The organism is Micromonospora sp. NPDC049004 (assembly GCF_040649315.1).
In the GTDB taxonomy this organism is placed as follows: domain Bacteria; phylum Actinomycetota; class Actinomycetes; order Mycobacteriales; family Micromonosporaceae; genus Micromonospora.
Genome location: NZ_JBEZFG010000001.1, coordinates 326,918 through 349,305 on the forward strand (window position 1 = coordinate 326,918; position 22,388 = coordinate 349,305).

Sequence of the window (22,388 nt, forward strand, 5' to 3'; positions counted from 1 at the left end):
GCCTCTCCCCTTCACTTCATCACCGGGCGCCAACCCGCGACCCATGGATCGCGGTGGCACCCGACCCGTCACAGGGCGCGCAACCCGACAAGTATCGACTCGAGCAGCTCCTGCGACGGCAGCTCCGACAGCGTCGGTGGTTCGTGCGTCTCGACCAGACCCGCCCCGAGCAGGTCACCGAGGAGGACCCGGACGGTGCCCAGGGGCAGATCCAGCTCGGCGCTGACCTCGGCCACCGACACTGGATGGTGACACAGCTCGACGATGCGCGCCTGTTCGGGGAAGAGTGCCGTGGGCGGTGTGGCCGACCGCCGCGCGACGACCAGCGAGATGAGGTCGAAGCGGCCCCGCTCGGGAGCGGTGCGCCCACCGGTCATCGTGTACGGACGGGCCACCGGGCCGGCGTCGTCGTCGTACCACGCCTCGTCAGCGGAGTTGGCGCTGTGCACCGGAATCCCCGCTTCTCGCCGCGGAGGCGGGGCTCAGGGTGATCGGCAGGTGCCGTTCGGCCTGCCCCACGAAGAGCGCGACCTCGTACGCCATGTCACCCACCTCGGTCTCGTCGCCGGCGATCCGGACGGTGAGGATCGTCCCGTTTCCGATGGTGGCGACGAACAGGAACGCCCGCGACATCTGCACGACGATCTGGCGTAGCCCGCCCGCGTCGCAGGTGCGGGTGGCGGCCAACCCCAACGCCAGCAGGCCGGCGACCACGCCGGAGATCTGTTCGGCCAGCTTCGCCTCCACCCGTCGGGAACTGCCGAGCGGGAGCCCGTCCGGGGAGAGCACCACGGCGAACTCCGCCCCGCGTACCCGGTCGACCAGACGGTCCAGCGCGCCGGTCAGGCTGTCCGCGGTGACCACTGCATGCGTCATCGATGTCTCCTCGTTGCTCTCGTGACCGGCAGCTCGACGGTGTCGGGGCCGGTGCTGCCGGGGTCGGGCCACCTGAGCCCGGATTCGGGCCCGGCGGCCCGGGACTGGCGGACCCGCATCGGCAACTCGCCCGTGCCGCCCGCCCCGCCCGTCCTGGCCGCGTCGGGCCCGCCGTGACCCGGCCGGTGCGCGGGCCCGGGGACCGCCACGGCAGGTCCGCCGGTCACCGTGACCAGTTCCGCAGGCAGGTGCACGATCGCGGCCGTCCCGCCGCGCCGACTGGGCCGCAACGTGACGCGGGCACCGCAGCGGGCGGCCAGCAGGGCGACCGTGTGCAACCCCGTGGCGTCGGCGGGCGGGTGGGTGGGCGGGTTCGTGAGCAGGTGATTGGCCTCGCTCAACGCGGTCTCGTCGAGGCCGGGACCGTCGTCGACCACCACGACCGCGCAGCCGTGCGGCCGGTGCTCACCAGCGACCCGGACTGTGGTGTCGGTGCCCGAGAAGGTCAGGGCGTTCTCGATCAGCTCGGCCAGCAGGTGCACGACGTCCGTGACGGCGGGCCCGGCGAGCGACCACGGCCAGTGTGGCGCGACCAGGACGCGGTGGTATTCCGGCACCTCGGCGACCGCGCCGCGCGTGACGTCGAGCAGGGGGACCGGACGTCGCCAGCGGCGGGCCGGGGTCGCGCCGGCGAGGGTGATCACCTTCTCGACGTTGCGGCGGATCCGGGTGGTGAGGTGGTCGAGCTGGAACAGCTCGTCGGCCTCCTCGGCGCTGCGCTCCCGCCGCTGCATCGCGTCCAGCAGGTCGAGCTGATTGCGCAGCAGGACCTGGTTGCGCCGGGTGACCCGCACCAACAGGTCCCCGGCGCGACGGTCCTCGACCGGCCCGCCGCCGGTCGGGCCGCTGCCGGTCTGACCGCTGCCGGTCTGGTCGCCGGGTGGCTGGTCGTCGGCGGGTGGTGCCGGCACTGGCTCGGGCCGGCTCGGGTCGGCGCCCGGGCGGGCCCGCCCGTCGGTCAGACGGCGCACGGTGGCGGCCCAGCCGAGCAGCACCGCCAGCACGGCGATCAGCCCGAGCCCCACCACCGCGCCGGTCCGCCCGACGATCACCGCCGCCCCCGGCGTGGCCCGTTCGACGCTCCCGCGGGCGGTGGTCGTCACCAGCTCGTGCAGAGCGCCGAGCGCGGCGTCCGCCGTCGTCCGCCAGTCCGCCGCGCTGATCCCGCGCAGCGCGTCGGCCCGGTCCGTCCGCAGCAGCACGTCCTCCACTGCGAGCAGGCCCGCGAACTCCGGGGCTGCTGCGAGACGCTGATGCGCGCCCCGGCCACCGGCCGGCAGGCCGGCCGCCGCCTCGACGCGGGCGTACCGCTGGGTGGTCACCAGCTCGACCAGCCGGCGCCGCTCCTCGGCGGTGATCCGACCGCTCAGGACGGCCGCGCTGATGAGGGTGTCCTCCCGGGCGAGCAGCTCGCGGGCGCGGGCCAGCGCGATCACCGCGCGGGTCTCGATCGCCAGCCTGCTCTCGTACGCGCCCCACTCCGGTCCGTACACGTCGAAGGCGGCGTCGACGAGCTGGTCGTACCCGTCGGTCGCCTTGGTGCGGTCGAGGTACCCGGCGTCCACCTGGGACCGGACGGCGCCAAGCCCGTTCAACCGCCGCACGAGCGCCTCGGCCCGATCACGCACCGCCCCGGCGCTGAGCAGGCGCAGATCGCGGCCGGCCGGAAACGCCCGGACGTCCGCCGTCGCCCGGTCGGTCATCTCGCGCGCCCCGGCCAGCGCGGTCCGCGCCGGCGCCGACCCGGCCAGCGCCTCGGCGGTCACCCGGCGCTCGGTCTGCAGGCTGAGGATCAGCCGGTCGATGGGCTGGCCCAGGGTGTCGGCCAGGGTCCGCACCCGCAGCAGGTCGACCGCGTCCTGACCGGTCAGGTAGGCCGCGTACGACCAGAGCGTGAGCAGCACCGCCGCCGCGGCGACGAACCGGACCCGCAGTCGCCGTTCGGGGTTGTGCGTCACGTCGCGCTCCGCCCGGTTCGCGGTGACCCGTGGCACGTCCGGCTCATCGCGCCGACCGCTGCGGCCAGGGCTGTCCGGCGGCGTCGCTGGCCCGGTCGGCGACGACGGTCCGCAGCAGGGCCAGCAGCTCGGCACGGTTCGCGCAGTTCAACCGGTTGCGCATGCGGGCCACGTGGTGCTCCACGGTCTTCGCCGAGATGAAGAGCCGATCACCGATCTCCCGGTAGGTCAGCCCGGCCAGCACCAGCTCGGCCACCTCGTACTCCCGGTCGCTGAGCCCCTGCTGGGTGGGGGCGGCGATGGCGTCGGTCGCCGGGGTGGCGCTCTCGCCGGCGGGCGGTCGCGGCCCGCCGGTGGCGGCGGCCGGCCGGCCCTGGAGCACGCGGGCGCATTCGAGCAGGGTGGTCATCGCCCGCCGGTCCGAGGTGCGGATCGCGGCCTGCCCGGCGAGGCGCGCGCCGTCCCAGCACAGTCCGGTGTCGTGCAGGCCGCGGGCGGCGGCCTCCACCCGCACCGGGTCGACCACGCCCCGCAGCACCTCGACCCAGCTCTCGGCGGCCGCGGCGACAACTGCGGCGTAGCGGCTGTGGTCGGCGGCGGCCAGCAGGGCGGCGACGTGGTCGTCGGCGGCCGTCGGCTCGCCGCTCAGGATGGCCGCGTGCAACCCGCTCCAGTGCAGCGGAACGCTCCACAGTGTCGGAGCGCCGAGCCGGTCGAGCAGCGCGCGACCCTCCCGCAGGTACGGTGCCAACCGGGCCGCGTCGCCCAGTCGTGCGCCCGCGATGGCCAGTTCGCCAAGTGGCAGCAGCGTGAACAGGTCGACGGGATGGCGGACAACCGCCTCCAGGGCCTGCCCCCACCCTCGCTTGAGCGCGCCGAGGTCGCTGGTGCGCCGACCGATGCCCATCCGCAGCGCGGCGGCGAAGAGCAGGTCACGGGACTCCAACGGCCGTTCGTCGGCGGTCACCGTGGCGAGGCGTTCGGCGGCGGCGAGCGTCTGGCCCCGGACCATCAGGATCCAGGCCTGCAACAGCCGGTGTCGGCGGGCCATCAGCGGACCGCCGACCCCGGCGGCCTGCGCCCGGTGCAGCACCTGCTCGGCGATGTCCAGCTCGCCCGAGTGCACGGCGGTCAGGGCGGCCAGCGCGGCGGGACTGTCCGGCAGGAGCGCCGCCCGGCCGTCCGGCTCCAGCAGCGCGGCGGCCTGCACGAGCGCGGAGAGCGCGGCGCTCGGCGTGCCGGTGACGCTCTCGCGGACGCCCTGGGCCATCAGCCGGGCGGCGCTCGCGTGCAGTGTGGGCGGTTCGCCGGCCGACTCGTCCACCGGCGGCCCGGCTGCGGTCAGGTCGCCGGTGGCGAGCCCGCCGACGGTGGCGTACGCCAGCGACGATGCGGTGCCCGACCAGCGGTACAGCTCGACGCTGCGGCCGGTGTGGCCGCGGTGCGCCAGAGCGGTGGCGGCCACCACTGCTGCCTCGGCGCGGTCCGTCGGATCGGCTGCGGCCAGCAGTCGGTCCGCCAGGCGCAGCGCGTCGTCGAGGTTGCCGGCGAGCGCGGCGGCGAGCGCCTGCCGGGCGCTCGTCGGGTGTCCGGCCGCGGTTGCGGCGGCGAACAGATCGGCGGCGAAGGCCGGCTCGTCGGCAAGCGCCTCCTGCGCCGCCGCGGCAAGCGTCGGGGCCGGGCAGTCGCCGAGCACGCCCACCGCGAGCAGCGAGCGCACCAGCGGCAGCACCGGGCCGCCCCGGGCGAGCTGCAACTCGGTGAGGCGACGCCAGACCGCGCTGCGTTCGGTGGCCGGGCTGAGTGTGGTGACGGCCCGCCGGACGATCGGCGTGAGCCGGCCGTCCGCGCCGATCAGCCCGGCGGCCCGGGTCGTGGCGATCAGCTCGTCGACCGCCTCCGGCTCCTGGTCGAGCAGCGGGCCGAGCATGGTCACCGGCAGCGGTACGCCGGCCGCGACCGCGAGCAGCAGCCGTCGTACGGCGGTGGGCTGGATCTCCAGCTCCGGGGCGAACTCGAGGACGACGGACCGGGGCGGTTCGGTCGGGGCGCTGCTCAGGCCCGGGACCGCGCGCAGGCCACGGGTCAGCCGCTCGACATCGCGGGGGACGCCACCGGTCTGCGTGTGCACGTAGTCGACCAGGTCGCCACGGTGCGCCAGCTCGGGCGCCGCGGCGGCGAGGTGGGCCGCGGTCTGCTCCCGCCCGTACGGGCCGAGCAGCACGGCCTGCCCTTCGCGGCGCAGCACGTCGGTCAGCTCGGAGAAAGCCACCGATCGGGGCCAGGGCCGGTGGGCGACGACCAGTCGGTGCCGTCGGGTGGCGACCAGATCCAGCAGCACGCCGACCCGCTCGTCGTCGAGCAGGTGCGCGTCGTCGACCAGCAGCAGCTCGGCCGGGTCGACGGGATCGGTCGGCTCCGGTACGCCCGTGCGTACGGTGAGCCCGGCCCGTCGCCCGATGCGCGTCAGCTCGGCGAGCAGCGCGGTCTTGCCGTGGCCGGCGGGGCCGGCCAGGCCGACCAGGAGCGGGCCGGTCGGATCGTCGGCGACCCGGTCCAGCAGGGCCTTGGGCGCTCTGCCGAGCACCAGTCGGGACTCGACGACGTCATTCATGATCATTGTGGTCATCCTTCGCGTCCCCGGCTGAGCGTCAGTGCCAGACGGGACGCCTTCGGCAGGTCGAGGGGGAGGATCCGGACCGGAGGGCGCGGTGGCGGCTCGCCCGGATCGGTGGCGTGGTTCCGCGGCCGGCGCAGGGCCGGGATGGCGGCCCGGCCGGAGCTGGCGACCGGCGCCGGGTCGCGGACCGCAGGGGGGTGCCGGGGGCGGGGTGACACCACCTGGCAGGCCGCGCTCGCCGCCCCGGTGGCGGCGGTGAGCTGCGCGTCCGGCTCCACCTCGACCGGGACCGGAAGCGCCGCCGTGATCAGCTCGGTGACCAGCGGGATGCGGGCCGAGCCGCCGGCCAGCAGGACGCCGTCGAGCTGCGTCGGCGTCAGGCCGGCGCCCTGCACGGTGCGCAGCAGGAGGTCCACCGTGGCCTGCACGGTCGGACGGATCATCGCCTCGAACTGCGCGCGGGTCACCGGTATCCGCGCCGGGCCGGTCGGCAGGCTCAACACCACGTCGGCGGCCAGCTCGACGGTCAGCGCCCGCTTGACCCGGTCGCACTCGGCCGGCAGCCCGCGCAGGGCGGCCTGGTGCTCCCGACGGCCGGTGGCGGCCAACTCCCGCGACAGCACGGTGCGGACGTGGCTGGCCAGCAGTTCGTCGAAGTCGGCGCCGCCGATCGGGTCGAGACCCTGCGGGGTGCCGAAGCTCTCGTAGGTGCCGCGCGGGGTGCGCCGCACGAGGGCCGCCTCGAAACTGGCGCCCCCCAACGCGTAGACGGCGGCCGTGGTGCCGTCGAACCCGCGGGCCGCGTGGCTCTCGGCGACCGTGACGGTGCGGGGCAGCAGCGTGACGCCGCGCAGACCGAGGTCGGTGAGCGCCCGGTGCAGCAGCTCCCGCCGGTACGGCCGCCAGGCCGCCGGGTGGCTGAGCACGACCGCCTCGGCCGGACCGCCCTCGGCGGCCTGCACCTGCTCCACCACCCACGCCGCCAGTTCCGCGGTGAGCGTCTGCGGCGCGCACGGCTCGCCGCCGAGCAGCAGGGGCACGTCGTCGCCGATGCGGCGGACGAAGTCCCTGGTGGTGCGGCTGCCGTCGTCGGTGGCGGGCCCGCCGATGTGCAGGGCGCCGTCCTCGGCCAGGTGCAGCACCGACGGTACGAGGGGGGAGCCGGCGTTGAGCGGAACAGCTTCCGGGCGCGTCCAGGTCCGGCCGTCGCGCCGTGCGACGGCGGCGGCGGTGTTGGTGCTTCCGATGTCGATCCCCAGGACGTACGGCATCCGTCTCTTCTCTTTCCGCGAGTCGGCCCTCTGGTGGCGATGGCGCCGGCGCTGCCCGGCGACCCACCCCCGGCGAAACCCGCGGGCTCCTACGTTCGTACCAGAGATCGCTCCCTGGTCGGGACCCTAATCTGCCCGAGACGCTTTCCCCCAGTCCCCCTAACGGTGGAGCCGATCAAGGCCCTAACGCGGCGGGATCGGATGCGGGCCGAGCCCCGATGTCCGGGATCGGCCCCCGCAATAACGTCACTGTCGACGAACGACGGTCGCCGACGCCAATCCGAGGAGAACCGGCACATGGACTCGCAACAGACCCTCCACGACTTCGTGCTCGACCTGCTGACCAACCCCGACGCGCGGTCGGCCTTCGACCTCGACCCGGAGGGCGCGCTGCACGCCGCGGGGCTCAGTGACATCACGGCCGCCGACGTGCAGGACGTGGTGCCGCTCGTGGTCGACTACGCGCCGGGGCAGGGCCTCGCGCCGCTGGTTCCGGCCGTCGGGCAGCTCGGGTTCGACCCGCTGGTGACCGACGCCACCGATGTGGTCGGCCAGCTGCAGAGCGTGGCGCAGCAGATCAGCGTCACCAGTTCGCCGGCCGGCGTGGACGTCAAGGCCGGTGTGCTCGGCGCCATCGCCGTGGACCCGACGACCGTGGCCGCCGGGGTGACCGTGCTTCCGGGTGTCGGCCTGGGCATCGGCCCGAGCGGCCTCGACACCGACCTGACCGGTGTGGCCGACGTCGCGCACACCCTCGACGCGGACGTGGCGCAGCCGGTCGACGGCATCGCCGACCCGGTTCTGGGCGGCGTGACCGGCACCGTCGGGGACCCGACCGGTGTGCTCGGCGTCACCGACCCGGTACTCGGCGGCGACGTGGCCGGCGGTGCCCTCTCCGGCGTGCACGGCCAGGTCGACGGCATCGTCGGCTCCCTGGGCGTCCACGACACCCTGGGTGGTCTGGGCCTCGGGCACGGTGCCGTCGGCGGCGTGGTGCCGCCGGTGGACGTCCCGTCCGTGGTGGGCGGTGTCACGCACCACGTGGACAGTCTCCTTCCCGGGGTCACCGGCACTGTCGGTGACGTGACCGGAGGGGTCACCGACGGTGTGACCGGCGACCTGCACGACGGGGGGCCCGCCTCGTCGGACCACGGGTTGCTCGGCATCACCGGCGGTCTGCTCTGACGGGAATTCCCGTCGGAAGCGGGAGGCCGGGTCGCCTCGGGCGGCCCGGCTCTCTCCGGTTTCCCTTCCGGTTCCTCTTGATAATTGAGCCGAAATCCGCACACTTGGTGCGGTGATGGCGGGGATCTGGTTGGACGTACTGGACGAGATCGCCCGGACGTGCAACACACACGGTCGCGGCGACCTGCTCCAGACGGTCCGCAACAAGCGTGCCCAACTGCTGGACCCGAAGCTGCGGGTCCTGGTCGTCGGCGAGCCGAACCAGGGCAAGAGTCAGCTCATCAACGCGATCATCAACGCGCCGGCGTGCCCGGTCGGTGACGGTCGCACCACGGTCCTGCCCACAGTGGTGCAGCACGCCGAGGCCGCCTCCGCTGCCGTCGTCCAGGCGCCGCAGGTTTCGGGACGGCCCGCCGCCGGCGCCTCGGCCGCGACGCTCGTCGAGCGGACCCCCCTGGCGCTCGACCAGGTCGCGGCCGGGGTGTCCGGCACGGTCGGACGGCGGCCGGGCGGCGGTCCGGCGTACGTCGAGATCGGCCTGCCCCGCGCGTTGCTCGCCGCCGGACTGGTGTTGGTGGACACTCCGGGCACCGACCAGGCGGCTGCGCTCGGTGGGGCCGCGGAGGTCGCCGCCTCCACCCGCGCCGACGCCGTGCTGCTGGTCTCGGACTCGACCCGGGAACTCTCGGTCGCCGAGCTGGACATGCTGCTGCACGTGACGCGGTCGCAGCCGAACGTGGTGGTGGTGCAGAGCAAGACCGATCTCGTGGCGGACTGGCGCGCGGTTGCCGAGCGCAACCGGCAGCACCTCGCCGACGCCGGCGTCGCGGCGCCGCTGATCCCGGTGTCGGCGACCCTGCGGCTGCGCGCTGCGGCGATCGACGACCGCGACCTCAATGCCGAGTCCGGTTTTCCGGCGCTGATCGCCCGCCTGCAGCGGGACCTGACGGGCAAGGCCGACCACCTGGCGCGGGCGTCGGTGCAGGCGGTGGCCCGTACGGTGGTGGAGCAACTGGCCGCGCCGCTGCGCGCCGAGCTGGCGACACAGGAGGCCGAGGAGCAGTCCGGGCCGATCTCCCGGCTGCACGCCGCCCAGCGGGAGGTCGACGAGCTGCGCCGCTGCTCCACCCGTTGGCAGAACACGCTCGCCGACGAGATGGCGGATCTGCTCTCCGACATCGAGTACGACCTGCGCGACCGCACCCGCCAGATCCTGCGTGCCGTGGACGAGGCGTTCGACACGGCGGACCCCCTCGTCGCCTGGGACACCTTCGCCGAGTGGCTGGAGCGCAGCCTCGTCGAGGCCGCGGAAGCCAACCACGAGTGGCTGATCCAGCGCTGCGACTGGATCGCCCGTCGGGTGGCCGCCAACTTCAACAGGTACGGCTACGACGTGCTGCCGCCCTGGTCGATTACGATGCCGGCGGATCTCGGCGACCGGCTGCCGGACCTGGAGCGACCGAGGATCGACCGGTTCACCACCGGCCAGAAGTTGTTCACGGGCATGAAGGGCTCGTACGGCGGCATGCTGATGTTCGGCCTCGCGACGACCCTGGCCGGAATGCCGATGATCAACCCGGTCTCGGTCGGCATCGGTGCGCTCTTCGGCGGCAAGAGCATCCGTGACGAGGGCAAGCAGCTGCTGCGCCGCCGGCAGGCGACAGTCAAGACGGCCATCCAGCGGCATGTCGACGAGTTCTTCGTCCGGATGGTCCGGGACTGCCGGGACGCCACCCGCCAGGTGCAGCGGATGCTGCGCGATCACTTCACGGGGCTGACCGAGGAGTTGCAGGAGGCCATCGTGCAGTCGTTCCGCAGCGCGAAGCAGGAGGCCGACACCGACGTCGCCCTGCGCGACCAGCGGCAGCGGGAGATCCGGCTGAAGATGACCCGCCTCGCCGCGCTCTACGAGCAGTCCCAGCAGTTGACCGGCGCCCGGTCCACTCCGGTGCTGTTGGAGCCCCGCGCGTGACGGTCGGGGTGCGGTTGGACGAGGCGGCGTGGGGGCTGCTGCACCAGGCCATGGACGTCTATCAGCACGACGCGCGGGCCGTCGCGCGGTTGCGGCACCAGGTGGCGCGGTTGGAGCAGCCGCTGCGGATCGCGGTGGCCGGCCCCTGGCGTGCCGGCAAGTCGACGGTGCTGAACGCGTTGATGGGGGAGGAGGTCGCGCCGGTCGAGGGCGCGGACGGCGTCTTCACCTGGTACGAGGACGGCCCTTCGCCGCACGCCACCGCCTATCCGGTGGGCCAGCCTCCCCAGGAGCTGACTGTGGTCAAGTCGGCGACCGGGATGCGAATGGATCTGGGTTGGCGGGTCGGGGAGGTGCGCGACATCGTGGTGCGGTGGCCGACGCGGGCGTTGCGGCAGGTGACGCTTATCGACACCCCGGCGCTCGCTGCGGTCGACGAGCAGGGCCACGCGCCGGTGCTGGACCGTGTGCTGCGGGACTCGGACGCGGTGCTGTTCCTGAGCCGCGACGGTCGCGACAGTGACCTGCGGGTGTTGGAGTCCGCTCGGGACAGTGTGGTCGGGCAGGCCGCCCCGGTGAATGTGATCATGGTGTTGTCCCGGGCGGACGAGGTGGGCGGCGGCCGGATCGACGGGCTGCTCACCGCCCGCCAGCTGGCCCGACGGCACCATCGGGATCCCCGGGTGGGCGCGTTGGCCGTGAACGTGGTGGCGTGCAGCGGCGCGATCGGCCTCGCGGGCCGGATGCTCAGCGAGTCCGACTTCGCCGCGCTCGCGACGCTGGCCGGGGCGTCCCGCGCCGAGTTGGAGGCCCACCTGCTCTCCGCCGACCGTTTCGTCCGGGGCGAGCTTCCGGTGCACCTGGACCCGGAGGTACGCGCCGGTCTGCTGGATCGGTTCGGGCTCTTCGGGATCCGGCTCGCGACGACCCTGGTGCGGGGCGGGTTCGACACCCGGGTGACGTTGTCGGCCGAGCTGATCCGGCGCAGTGGGCTCACCGAGCTGCGGGAGTCGATGACCCGCTGTTTCGTCGATCGGCGCGACACCCTCAAGGCGCGTTCGGCGCTGGCCGCGGTGGAGGCCCTGGTGCGGGCCGAGCCGGTGCGTGGGGCCGACGAGCTGGTAGCCGCTATCGAGCAGATCCTGGCGGGCGCGCACGAGTTCCGGGAGCTGCGCCTGCTGGTGGCCCTGCGCAACGCCCGCCTCGGTTTCGACGCGGAGCTGGCGGCCGAGGCGCAGCGCCTGGTGGGCGGCGACGGGGTTGGCCTGGCCGCGCGGTTGGGCGTGGAGCACGAGGCGACAGTGCAGCGGCTCTGGGAGGTCGCCGCCGACGCTCAGTGGCGGTGGCGGGACCGGGCCGAGGATCCTCTGCTCCCGCTGGCCCAGCGCCGGGGCGCGGAGGTCGTCGTCCGCAGCTGTGAGGGGATGCTGGCCGAGCTGGCCGCGGGCGGTCGCTGAGCGCCGCGCATCGGTGCTGTCCAGCCCGGACGCCCCGCTCGGCGTGTTCCCTTTCGGTCAACCCATTGACAGGGCCGTGGCCGCCCGGAAACATCTGCCCAACATCCACCGGGTCTGCCCTCGCTTGTCACGCACGTCCGATGACAACGATGTCAGGCCCGACCCGTCCCTCCACTGTCGACCGCAGCAGCCATCGTCCCCTTCGCCCAGCCGTACGACGTACTCGACCGGATCGAGTCGAAAGGCCCCGCCCCCATGCCGTATCGCCCCCGTGCGCGCACCGTTTCCCTCCGGCTGGCCGCCGCGACCACCGCCGCCCTGCTGCCGCTGGGGCTGGTCGTCGCCGCGCCCCTGGCCAACGCCGCGCCCAGCGCCGCCCCACCGGGCTCCTTCAGCTCCTCGTTCGAGTCGGCCGACCCGCAACCCGCCACCAGCACCGTCGAGGTCGACTCCTCGGGCCGGCCCGTGCAGGGCAACCTGAGCGGATCGAGCAGCGCGAACCTGCCCGGCAGCCTGCTCGGCCAGGTCGACGCCGTGACCGCGAGCGCCCAGAACCCACCGAACGAGATCGCCGCGAACCTCGCCGACGGGAACCCGTCGACCAAGTGGCTGGCGTTCGAACCGACCGGCTGGATCACGTACCGGCTGGCGAAGCCGGCGGTCGTGGCGCGGTACGCGCTGACCTCGGCGGACGACGAACCGACCCGTGACCCCCGCGACTTCACCCTCCAGGGGTCCACCGACGGCAACACCTGGACGGACCTGGACCGGCAGACGCAGCAGCGCTTCGCCAAGCGGTTCGCCACCAACACGTACCGCGTCGCCAACACGACCGCGTACGGCTGGTACCGGCTGTCCATCTCCGCGAACTCCGGTGCCTCCCTGTCCCAGCTCGCCAGCTGGGACATCAGCGACGGCTCGGACGTCCGCCCGCCCGCCACGCCCATGGTCACCGGCGTCGGCCCCGGGCCGGTCGGCGGCTACACGACGAAGCCGAGCGTCGGCTTCACCGGGCTGGCCGCGCTGCGCTACTCCGGCGGCGCCGAGGCCGACGGCCGCTCGTACGCGACGAACCGGCTGTTCGACGTCGACATCCCGGTCGGGCCGAACACCCGCCTGTCCTACCGGATCTTCCCCGAGTTCACCGGCCAGGACGCGCGGTACCCGTCCACCTACGCGGCTCTCGACCTGCACTTCACCGACGGCAGCTACCTGAGTGGACGCTCGGCTGTCGACCAGCACGGCTACGCGCTGACGCCGGCCGGCCAGGGCGCGTCGAAGGTGCTCTACGCCGACCAGTGGAACCAGGTGCGCGCCGACATCGGCGCCGTCGCCCGGGGCAAGACGATCGACCGCATCCTGCTCGCCTACGACAACCCGCAGGCCACCGGGGAGACCCGGTTCCAGGGCTGGCTCGACGACGTCGAGCTGACCGGCACGCCGGCGGCGATCGACGGCTCCCGGCTGACCAACTACGTCGACACCCGGCGCGGGACCAACTCGACTGGCGGGTTCTCACGCGGCAACAACCTGCCGATCACCGCGGTGCCGAACGGCTTCAACTTCTTCACCCCGGTGACCGACGCGACCTCCGACTCCTGGGAGTACGAGTACCACCGTGCCAACAACGCGGCCAACCTGCCCACGTTGCAGGGCCTCGCGATCTCCCACGAGCCGAGCCCGTGGATGGGTGACCGCAACCAGATGTCGGTGATGCCGGTGGCCGGCGACGTTCCTCTCACCGGGTCACCCGCCAGCCGGGCGCTCGCCTTCCGGCACGACGACGAGACGGCACAGCCGGACCTCTACCGGGTCACGACGCAGAGCGGTCTGGTGGCGGAGATGTCGCCCACCGACCACGCCGGGATCATGCGGTTCACCTTCGGCGCCGGCCCGGCGACCGGAAGCCTCGTCTTCGCCAAGGGCACGTTCGCCATCGGCGCCGACGGCACCTTCACCGGCTGGGTCGACAACGGCAGCGGCCTGTCCGCCGGGCGCAGCCGCATGTTCGTCTCCGGCACCTTCGACCGGGCGCCGACGGCGTCCACCGCGACGTCCGCCACCTTCGACGTCTCCACCGAACGCCAGGTGACGATGCGGATCGCCACCTCGTTCCTGTCGGTCGACCAGGCCCGCCGCAACCTCGACCTGGAGGTGACCGGCCGGAGCTTCGATGCGATCCGCGACGCCGCCACCGCGGCGTGGAAGGACCGCCTCGGCCGGGTCGAGCTGCGGGGCGCGACCGAGACGCAGCTGGTCACCATGTACTCGAACCTGTACCGGCTGAACCTGTACCCGAACTCCCAGTCGGAGAACACCGGCACCGCCGCCGCACCCCACTGGCAGTACGCCAGCCCGGTGTCGGCGCCGACCGGCACGTCGACCGCGACCCGGACCGGCGCGAAGATCGTCGACGGCCAGATCTACGTCAACAACGGCTTCTGGGACACCTACCGCACCGTGTGGCCCGCCTACTCGCTGCTCTACCCGGATGTCGCCGCCAGGATCTCCGACGGTTTCGTCCAGCACTACCGGGACGGCGGCTGGATCGCCCGCTGGTCCTCGCCCGGCTACGCCGACCTGATGACCGGCACCAGCGCGAACGTGGCTCTCGCTCAGGCGTACCTCACCGGGGTCAAACTGCCCGACCCGCTCGCGGCGTACGACGCTGCAGTCAAGGACGCGACGGTCGCGTCCGGGCGGGGCGCGGTCGGCCGCAAGGGCATCGAGACCTCGCTGTTCCTCGGCTACACGCCCACCTCCACGGGGGAGTCGGTGTCGTGGGCGCTGGAGGGCTACATCAACGACTACGGCATCGGCAACATGGCCGCCGCCCTGGCGAAGGACCCGGCCACGCCCAGGTCGCGGCGCGACCAGCTCAAGGAGGAGTCGCGGTACTTCCTGGAGCGGGCCCGCAACTACGTCCACCTCTTCGATGAGAAGACCAAGCTCTTCCAGGGCCGCGACGCCTCCGGCACGTTCCTCGCCGGTGACCCGCTGGACTGGGGCGGCGTCTACACCGAGACCAACGGGTGGAACTTCGCGTTCACCGCTCAGCAGGACCCGCAGGGCCTGATCAACCTGTACGGCGGGCAGAAGGCCCTGCGCGACAAGCTGGACACCTTCTTCGCCACCCCGGAGAACGCCGACCGCCCCGGCGGCTACGGCGGGATCATCCACGAGATGCTCGAGGCCCGCGCGGTGCGCCTCGGTCAGCTCGGCATGAGCAACCAGCCGTCGCACCACATTCCGTACCTGTACGACATCGCCGGCGCACCGGCGAAGACGCAGGCGACCGTGCGCGAGATCATGCAGCGCCTGTACGTCGGCAGCGAGATCGGCCAGGGCTACCTGGGCGACGAGGACAACGGCGAGATGTCGGCCTGGTACGTCCTCAGCTCGCTGGGCATCTACCCCCTGCAGGCCGGCTCGACCCACTGGGCCATCGGCTCGCCGCAGTTCACCAGGATGACGGTCCACCGCCCGACCGGCGACATCGTGGTCAACGCCGCGAACAACAGCACCCGCAACGTGTACGTGCAGAGCGTCACGGTCAACGGCAAGAAGCAGCGCGGCGTGTCCGTCGAGGTGTCCGCGCTCGCCCGGGGCGGCACGATCGACTTCCAGATGGGACCGAACCCGTCGTCCTGGGGCACCGGCCGCAACGACGGTCCGCCGTCGTTGACGAAGGGTGACGCGGCGCCGCAGCCGTTGCAGGACGTCACCGGCCCCGGTCTGGGCACCGCCACCTCCAGTGGCGGTCAGGACGCGTCGAAGCTGTTCGACGACTCGTCGACCACGCAGCTGACCGCGTCGTCGGGCACGCCGCAGATCAGCTGGGCCTCCCGTGGTGGCCGCCAGAAGCCGACGTACTACACGATCACCTCCGGCGCGGGCGCCGGTGACGCGGCGGACTGGCGGTTGCAGGGCTCCACCGACGGCCTCACCTGGAGCACCCTGGACTCCCGTGCGGGCGAGGTGTTCCGCTGGCGCAACCAGACCCGGCCGTTCCAGATCGACAAGCCGGGGCGGTACTCCCAGTTCCGCCTCGTCGTGACGAAGACCGTCGGCGCCGCGCAGCCGACCCTCGCCGAGATCGAGCTGCTCGCCGGCGGCGACCTCGACCTGGCCGGCGGCGACATCACGGTGACCGCCACCGACGGCGCGCACGCGCTCTCCGGCGCACCCGCGACGGTGGCGCTGGCCACCGTCACCGGCGGCGTCGCCGAGGACTACCGCGCGACGATCGACTGGGGTGACGGCTCACCGGCCACCGCGGGCACCCTGACGCTGAGTTCGCGGGCCGTGTACCGCGTCAGCGGCGAACACACCTACGCCACGCCCGGCTACCACCAGGCGAACGTCACCGTCACCGACGGCACCGGCCAGGGCTCGGTGACGGTCGGCGTCGACGTCGCGTACGCGCCGAAGAACGGTCTCACCGCGGCGTTCGACACCGTGTGCGTCGGCGACGAGGGCACCCTCGCGGCGGACTGCGACGCGAAGTCGTGGGCGTACTCGCGGGCCGCCCTGGCCGCAGCCGGCGTGACGCAGGGGCAGCGGCAGCAGGTGCCGGGCACGGCGCTGGGCTTCACGCTGCCGCAGGTCCCGGCCGGGCAACCGGACAACGCCACCGGCAACGGCGCGACGATCGCTCTGCACCTGCCGTCCGACGCCCGGAACATCTCGTTCATCGGCGCCGGCACGCAGGGCAACCAGAGCACCACCGGCACGGCGACGTTCAGCGACGGCAGCACCGCCAGCATCCCGATCCAGTTCAGTGACTGGACGCTGGGCGGCAACGCCAACGGCACCCCGTCGTACGGCAACATCGTCGTCGCGAAATCCGCGTACCGGCTCAGTGGCACGAGCCGCGACGGCGCGCAGCCGTTCCTGTTCGCCACCACGCCGTACCAGATCCCGGCGGGTAGGACGCTGGTCTCGGTGACCCTGCCGACGCAGACCGGCGATCCCCGCTCGGCGGGCCGGATCCACGTGTTCGCCGTCGCCGACGACGGCACGCCGGCCGCCGCGCTGGCGACCGCCACCCCCGCCGACCAGAGCGTCGACGCCGGCAAGGTCCTCGCGGCGAACCTCGGGTCGGTGACCGGCGGTGTCCCCGGCGCGGCCGGCTACCGCGCCCGCGTCCAGTGGGGCGACGGCACGGTCCCGGACGACGTCACGGTCGGCGCGGACGGCGCGCTGAGCGGCCAGCACACCTACGTGCGGGAGGGCACCTACACGGTGCACGTCACGGCGTGGGACACGCTGTCGAGCAGCACGGCCACCTTCGCCGTCACCGTCCGGCGTGCCGGGCCGCAACCGACGCTCGCGGTGTCCGGCACGCAGCAGGTCGCCGCCGGTGAAACGGTCACGGTCGACGGCAGCGGGTTCGCCGCCGGCGAGCGGGTGACTGTGGTTCTGGCCGCCGGCACGACGCGGAGCGTGACGGTCTCGGCGTCCGCGACGGGCACGGTCCGCGCCTCCGTCGCGACGTCGGGGGACACGGCACCGGGCCGGTACGCCGTCAGCGCCACCGGCGCCTCCTCGGGTACGCCGGCGACGGCCACCGTCCAGGTGACCGCGCGCCCGGCGAGCCCGGCCTACGAGCCGCGGGTGTCGCTGCCCACGACGTCCGGACCACGCGGTTCGTCGATCACGGTCGACGGTTCCGGGTTCGCGCCGAACGAGGCGATCTCGGTTCGTGTCGGCGAGGGTCGTGTGGTCGGCACGGTGCGTGCGAACGGCGACGGCGTGGTCTCCGGCGCGATCGTCACCGTTCCGGATTCGGCGCAGCCGGGCGTGACGAGCGTGACGCTGTCCGGCGTCACGTCGAAGACGGCGGTGTCCCAACCGTTCACGGTCACCGCCCCGAAGTAAGCAGGGAACGACACCAGTCGGGCGGGCCGTGCTCCACGGCCCGCCCGACACCCGTTCCGGGTCCGCCCGCTCGGCTGACGGCCTTTCGTGGCTTGTCGCTCCGCGCGGCCGGTGAGGCCCTGTCGCCCGTGAGGCACATACCTCAGAGTCATATTTATACCTCTGCGGTATGTCGCTCACCGGCCTATGCGCCTGCCGGTCGCCCAGACCCCACCGCTGTCCGGCTCTGACGCCCTGTTGCAACCCACCGCCCGGCATTGCCATCCCGCTGAACGTCAATGCCGCCGCCGCGCCGCCCGCCGCCGCGCCGCCCGCCGGCGTCCATGCGCCGCCGACGGCCACGATCCTCCGGCGACGCCGGCGCTGACGGTCAGTGCCGGCGCCGGGCAGTGACCAACGATCCGATCCCGTCGGGCCCGGGTCCGTCGATGCCGCCCCACATCTGGGGCAGCTCTACAGGAGCCGTGGTCGACCCTCGTCAGCCGGTCACGGGTGCCGGGGGCGCGCTCAGCCGGAGCTGCCACCGTCGGCCGTGGTCAGTGAGCCGGACGATCGCCAACGGCTCGACGTCCAACTGCCGGTACGTCACCAGCGGCAGTCCCAGGGCGTGTACGACCGCGACCCGGATCACGAGCGGGTGGGTGACGGCGGTGACCCGTCGGCCGAGGCCGCGCTGTCCGTCCAGCCACCGGCCGACGCGCTCGTGCACGGCGGCGACGGATTCGCCCCCGTGCGGCGCGGCGTCCGGGGTGGACAGCCACTCGCGCAGCGCGTCGGGCTGCGCGCCGGCGATCTCCTGCAGCGACCGGCCGGTCCAGTCGCCGTAGTCGCAGTCGGCCAGCGCCGTCTCCAGGGCGGGCGCGAGGCCGAGGGCGTACGCGGTCTGGACGGCCGCCGCCGCGGGGCTGGACAGGCAGGCGTCGGTGTCGTCCGACGGCGCCCGCCGACCCAGCACACCGGGAGACAGGGCGAGGGCGGCGTTGCGGCCGCCCTCGTCCAGTGCGTCGTCCCCGCCGAACCGGGCCCGCCGCAGTGCGGCGGTGTGACCGTGGGCGACCAGCCGCAGGCTGGTGGGGTTCACCCGGCCAGTCGTGCGTCGGTGACCGCGCGCTGCCGGTGCATCAGTGCGGCGAAGAGCAGGCCGATCCCGGTCCACAGCACCACCTGGGTGCCGAGGGAGGCGAGCCGGAAGCTCCACAGCAGCGTGGCGGGAAAGTCGCCCGGGACCTCCTGGAACGACGGCAGCACCAGGTAGGCCACGCCGGTGACCAGCAGGAAACCGCCGACGGCCGCCGCGGCGCGCAGCCACACCGGCGCCTGCTCGCCGACCGCCCGGTAACCCAGCGAACCGGACCAGACCGCCACCAGGCCGAGGACCACCAGCAGCAGGTAGGTGACCGTGCGCTGGTCGATGGTGGCCGGGTCGCCGACCGCCGGAGGGTTCGGCGGGTACTTGACGAACGGCACGATCACCGCCCCGAGCAGCGCGCCGCCGGCCAGCAGCAGCCCGGACCACCCGTCGTCCACCGTGCGCCGCCGCCGGTTCAGCAGGACGTACGCGGTGGCCAGCAGGCCACCCATCGCGGCGCCGAAGAGGGCGGTGGCCAGGAACAGCCCGCCGCGCTGGCCGTTCCTGCTGACCAGGGCGTCCTCGTCGTGCTGGTGCCCACCGGCGGCGGGGTCGGCGTGTGTCGCCGCCTCCTCGATGGCGATGGCCGCCTCGACGTGGGGTTCGCCGACGACGTAGGCGAACGTTCCGGCGAGCAGGCCGGCCACCAGGCCGGCGAGCAGCCCGCGCAGGAGAACCGTGACGAACGTGGGTGCGGTGCCGGTGCCGGTCAGTGGCACGGGACACCGAGCAGGTGCCGGCCGTCGTGCATCAGCTCGTGCAGGTACATCCCGCTGCGCGAGACGGCACCCTGGTCGAAGGCGACGAGATAGGCCAGCAGGCTGAGCACGGCGACGGTGGCCAGGACCGTCCACAGGAGACGGGTCGGGGCAGCGGGGTGCACCAGCGGCTGGCTGGACGTGGAACTGGACATGCGTGCACGAACCTCCTCGGGGATGACGCGTCCCCATCGCAAGGCTGCGGACGACCGAGCGTCCTGGCTCGCGGCCCCGTAGTCGGGGACCGCTCACAGTGGCGCGACCGCGCCGGATTCTCACCGGCTTCCCTCGCGTCGCCGCAGATAGTGGGTTGACCGTATCGGTGCCGGTTCTCCTCGGTCAAGCCGGCGGCGAGGTCCGAATGCGACGCCGCCCGATGCTCGCGCGCCCGCCGTCGCCGACCGGATCGACGAGGACCGTCACCGACGACCGCGACACGCCCGGACCCGACATGTGGGGTGTGACAAACCCAGTCGCCCCTATATATGGTGTCGACCGCAGCTGGTTCGGCCACTCATCCCAGGGTGGCCGAGGCAAGAGGGAACCCGGTGGAATTCCGGGACTGCCCCGCAGCGGTGAGTGGGAACGACAGCCGTCATCAGCACTGGGCCGCCACTTGGCCTGGGAAGCGACGGCCAGTAGGGGACCGGGTGAACACCGGTCGTGCCCGCGAGTCCGAAGACCTGCCAGCGCGCCGCGTACCCGCATCCGGGTGGGCGGTGGTCGGAGGCCGCGTGGGACGGCCGACGCCTTTCGGATCCGCGCCCGCTGAGGCGTGGCGTCCGCTGGTGTCGGTCTCCCCGTGCCGAGGGCCGTCAGGTCTCAAGCTCGCGAGGAGTGAGTGGTGACAGTTACCGAGGTAGCCGCGACCGGCGGCGGCACGGCCCGCCGGGGTACGCCGACGCAGGTCCGCGAACGCGACGGCGCCCGCGAGGCGGTGGACGTGCGCACGCTCGTCGCCGAGGTCGAGCGCTGGGCCGACGACCTGCCCGACGTCGACCCGCTGCGGGTGGCGACCCGCACGGTCAGCGGCCTGTACGACGGCGCGACGACGGCCGAGCGGGACCGGCTGACCATCCAGACCGCGGCCGAGATGATCGGTACGGAGCCGCAGTACTCGCGCCTCGCCGCCCGGCTGCTGGCCGGCCACATCGACCGGGAGGTACGCCGACAGGGCGTCACCTCGTTCAGCGCGGCGATCCGGACCGGCCACGCGCAGGGGCTGATCGGGGATGAGACCGCCGCCTTCGTCGCCGCGCACGCGGGAACGTTCGACGACGCCATCGACCGGGACGGCGACCGGAGGTTCGAGTACTTCGGCCTGCGCACGGTCTACGACAGGTACCTGCTGCGCCACCCCACCACCCGGTTGGTGCTGGAGACCCCGCAGTACTGGCTGCTGCGCGTGGCCTGCGGTCTGTCCCGTACGCCGGACGAGGCCGTGGACTTCTACCGGCTGATGTCCAGCCTGGCCTATCTGCCCAGCTCACCGACGCTGTTCAACTCGGGCACCCGGCACACGCAGATGTCGTCGTGCTACCTCGTCGACTCGCCGCGCGACGAGCTGGACTCGATCTACCAGCGCTACGCCCAGGTCGCGAGCCTGTCCAAGTTCGCCGGTGGCATCGGCATCGCGTACTCCCGGGTCCGGTCCCGGGGCGCGCTGATCCGCGGCACGAACGGGCAGTCCAACGGGATCGTGCCGTGGCTGCGCACCCTTGACGCGAGCGTCGCCGCGGTCAACCAGGGTGGCCGGCGCAAGGGCGCGGCCTGCGTCTACCTGGAGCCGTGGCACCCGGACGTCGAGGAGTTCCTGCAACTGCGGGACAACACCGGCGAGGACGCCCGGCGTACGCACAACCTGAACCTCGCCAACTGGATCCCGGACGAGTTCATGCGCCGCGTCGAGGCCGACGAGGTGTGGTCGCTGTTCGACCCGAACGAGGTTCCCGAGCTGCCCGACCTGTGGGGGGAGCGGTTCGACGCCGCGTACCGGGCGGCCGAGGCGCAGGGCCGCTACGTGCGGCAGGTGCCGGCGCGGGAGCTGTACGGGAAGATGATGCGCACCCTGGCGCAGACCGGCAACGGGTGGATGACCTTCAAGGACGCGGCCAACCGGCTGTGCAACCAGACGGCCGAGTCGGGCAACGTGGTGCACCTGTCCAACCTGTGCACCGAGATCATCGAGGTGTCCAGCGACGGCGAGACCGCGGTGTGCAACCTCGGCTCGGTGAACGTCGCCGCCCACCTGACCGAGAACGGCATCGACTGGCCGCGACTGCGCGCCACCGTCCGGACGGCGGTGACGTTCCTCGACCGGGTCATCGACATCAACTACTACCCGACACCGCAGGCGGCGGCGAGCAACCCCCGGTGGCGGCCGGTGGGGCTCGGGCTGATGGGCCTGCAGGACGTGTTCTTCGCGCTGCGGCTGCCGTTCGACTCGCCTGCCGCGCGGGAGCTGTCCACCCGGATCAGCGAGGAGCTGTACCTGACCGCGCTGGAGACCTCCGCCGACCTGGCGCGCGAGGTCGGCGCGCATCCGGCGTACGCGCAGACCCGGGCCGCGCGGGGCCAGCTCCAGCCCGACCTGTGGGGCGTCGAGGGTACGCAGACCGCGCGGTGGGCCGCGCTGCGCCAGCGGGTCGGTGAGTACGGGCTGCGCAACTCGCTGCTGGTGGCGGTCGCGCCGACCGCGACGATCGCCTCGATCGCCGGTTGTTACGAGTGCGTCGAACCGCAGGTGTCCAACCTGTTCAAGCGCGAGACCCTGTCCGGGGAGTTCCTTCAGGTCAACACGGCCCTGGTCCGCGAGCTGAAGGCACGTGGCCTGTGGACCGAGCAGATCCGCTCGGCGATCCGGCGCGCGGAGGGGTCGGTGCAGGACCTCGCGGAACTCCCGGCCGACGTGCGGGAGCTGTTCCGCACCGCGTGGGAGCTGCCGCAGCGGGCGTTGATCGACCTGGCCGCCGCCCGCGCCCCGTTCATCGACCAGTCCCAGTCGCTGAACCTGTTCCTGGCCTCGCCCACCATCGGCAAGCTCTCCTCGATGTACCTGTACGCCTGGAAGGCCGGGCTCAAGACCACCTACTACCTGCGCTCCCGCCCCGCCACGCGCATCCAACAGGCCACCGTCAGCGCTGTCGCACCAGTTGCCGTCGACGCGGAGGCGCTGGCGTGCTCGCTGGAGAACCCCGAGTCGTGCGAGGCCTGCCAGTGACC

General features: G+C 73.2%; 13 protein-coding genes and 2 riboswitches. Of the genes, 5 read left to right on the forward strand and 8 right to left on the reverse strand.

Going from position 1 to position 22,388, the window contains the following annotated elements; all coding sequences use genetic code 11:
• Nucleotides 1–68: 68 nt before the first annotated feature.
• Genes AB0B97_RS01365 through AB0B97_RS01385 form a run of 5 tightly spaced genes read right to left on the reverse strand, consistent with a single transcriptional unit; the run spans nucleotide 69 to nucleotide 6,785 of the window.
• Nucleotides 69–449 carry a DUF742 domain-containing protein gene (locus AB0B97_RS01365; protein WP_357489671.1) on the reverse strand — a complete coding sequence of 127 codons (381 nt, stop codon included), beginning with the start codon at nucleotides 447–449 and terminating at the stop codon, nucleotides 69–71.
• Nucleotides 427–876, reverse strand: coding sequence for a roadblock/LC7 domain-containing protein (locus AB0B97_RS01370; RefSeq protein ID WP_357489673.1), 450 nt, complete (start codon nucleotides 874–876; stop codon nucleotides 427–429). The genes AB0B97_RS01365 and AB0B97_RS01370 overlap by 23 nt, the downstream gene beginning before the upstream one ends.
• Nucleotides 873–2,930, reverse strand: coding sequence for a nitrate- and nitrite sensing domain-containing protein (locus tag AB0B97_RS01375; RefSeq protein ID WP_357489675.1), 2,058 nt, complete (start codon nucleotides 2,928–2,930; stop codon nucleotides 873–875). The genes AB0B97_RS01370 and AB0B97_RS01375 overlap by 4 nt, the downstream gene beginning before the upstream one ends.
• 7 nt (nucleotides 2,931–2,937) lie before the next feature.
• On the reverse strand, nucleotides 2,938–5,514 hold the full coding sequence (locus tag AB0B97_RS01380) for a LuxR C-terminal-related transcriptional regulator (protein ID WP_357489677.1): 2,577 nt from the start codon (nucleotides 5,512–5,514) through the stop codon (nucleotides 2,938–2,940).
• A gap of 5 nt (nucleotides 5,515–5,519) precedes the next feature.
• Nucleotides 5,520–6,785 (reverse strand): Hsp70 family protein, encoded by a 1,266-nt coding sequence (locus AB0B97_RS01385; protein WP_357489679.1) that lies wholly within the window; start codon nucleotides 6,783–6,785, stop codon nucleotides 5,520–5,522.
• 297 nt (nucleotides 6,786–7,082) lie between these two features.
• Between AB0B97_RS01385 and AB0B97_RS01390 the strand changes: the two genes are divergently transcribed.
• The 4 genes from AB0B97_RS01390 (at nucleotide 7,083) to AB0B97_RS01405 (ending at nucleotide 17,279) form a co-directional block, all read left to right on the forward strand.
• Nucleotides 7,083–7,970: an IniB N-terminal domain-containing protein gene (locus tag AB0B97_RS01390; protein WP_357489681.1), complete on the forward strand. Its 888-nt coding sequence runs from the start codon at nucleotides 7,083–7,085 to the stop codon at nucleotides 7,968–7,970.
• Between the two features lie 115 nt (nucleotides 7,971–8,085).
• Nucleotides 8,086–9,942 (forward strand): dynamin family protein, encoded by a 1,857-nt coding sequence (locus AB0B97_RS01395; RefSeq protein ID WP_357490585.1) that lies wholly within the window; start codon nucleotides 8,086–8,088, stop codon nucleotides 9,940–9,942.
• A complete protein-coding gene (locus AB0B97_RS01400; protein WP_357489683.1) occupies nucleotides 9,939–11,399 on the forward strand; it encodes a hypothetical protein in 1,461 nt (486 codons plus the stop codon). Before AB0B97_RS01395 ends, AB0B97_RS01400 begins: the two co-directional genes overlap by 4 nt.
• 255 nt (nucleotides 11,400–11,654) lie before the next feature.
• Nucleotides 11,655–17,279 carry a GH92 family glycosyl hydrolase gene (locus tag AB0B97_RS01405; RefSeq protein ID WP_357489685.1) on the forward strand — a complete coding sequence of 1,875 codons (5,625 nt, stop codon included), beginning with the start codon at nucleotides 11,655–11,657 and terminating at the stop codon, nucleotides 17,277–17,279.
• A gap of 478 nt (nucleotides 17,280–17,757) precedes the next feature.
• Here AB0B97_RS01405 and AB0B97_RS01410 read toward each other — a convergent pair whose 3' ends face one another.
• The 3 genes from AB0B97_RS01410 to AB0B97_RS01420 are packed head-to-tail and all read right to left on the reverse strand — an operon-like array spanning nucleotide 17,758 to nucleotide 19,321.
• The gene (locus tag AB0B97_RS01410) at nucleotides 17,758–18,360 is read right to left on the reverse strand and encodes a histidine phosphatase family protein (RefSeq protein ID WP_357489686.1); all 603 of its coding nucleotides are present in this window, start codon (nucleotides 18,358–18,360) and stop codon (nucleotides 17,758–17,760) included.
• A complete protein-coding gene (locus tag AB0B97_RS01415) occupies nucleotides 18,357–19,127 on the reverse strand; it encodes a CbtA family protein (RefSeq protein ID WP_357489687.1) in 771 nt (256 codons plus the stop codon). Before AB0B97_RS01415 ends, AB0B97_RS01410 begins: the two co-directional genes overlap by 4 nt.
• Nucleotides 19,118–19,321 carry a CbtB domain-containing protein gene (locus AB0B97_RS01420; protein ID WP_234584025.1) on the reverse strand — a complete coding sequence of 68 codons (204 nt, stop codon included), beginning with the start codon at nucleotides 19,319–19,321 and terminating at the stop codon, nucleotides 19,118–19,120. The genes AB0B97_RS01415 and AB0B97_RS01420 overlap by 10 nt, the downstream gene beginning before the upstream one ends.
• Before the next feature lie 58 nt (nucleotides 19,322–19,379).
• Nucleotides 19,380–19,453: riboswitch (cobalamin riboswitch) on the reverse strand.
• A 198-nt stretch (nucleotides 19,454–19,651) separates the two neighbouring features.
• Nucleotides 19,652–19,872: riboswitch (cobalamin riboswitch) on the forward strand.
• 138 nt (nucleotides 19,873–20,010) lie between these two features.
• Here AB0B97_RS01420 and AB0B97_RS01425 point away from each other — a divergent pair.
• On the forward strand, nucleotides 20,011–22,386 hold the full coding sequence (locus AB0B97_RS01425) for a ribonucleoside-diphosphate reductase subunit alpha (RefSeq protein WP_357489689.1): 2,376 nt from the start codon (nucleotides 20,011–20,013) through the stop codon (nucleotides 22,384–22,386).
• Nucleotides 22,387–22,388: the final 2 nt, after the last annotated feature.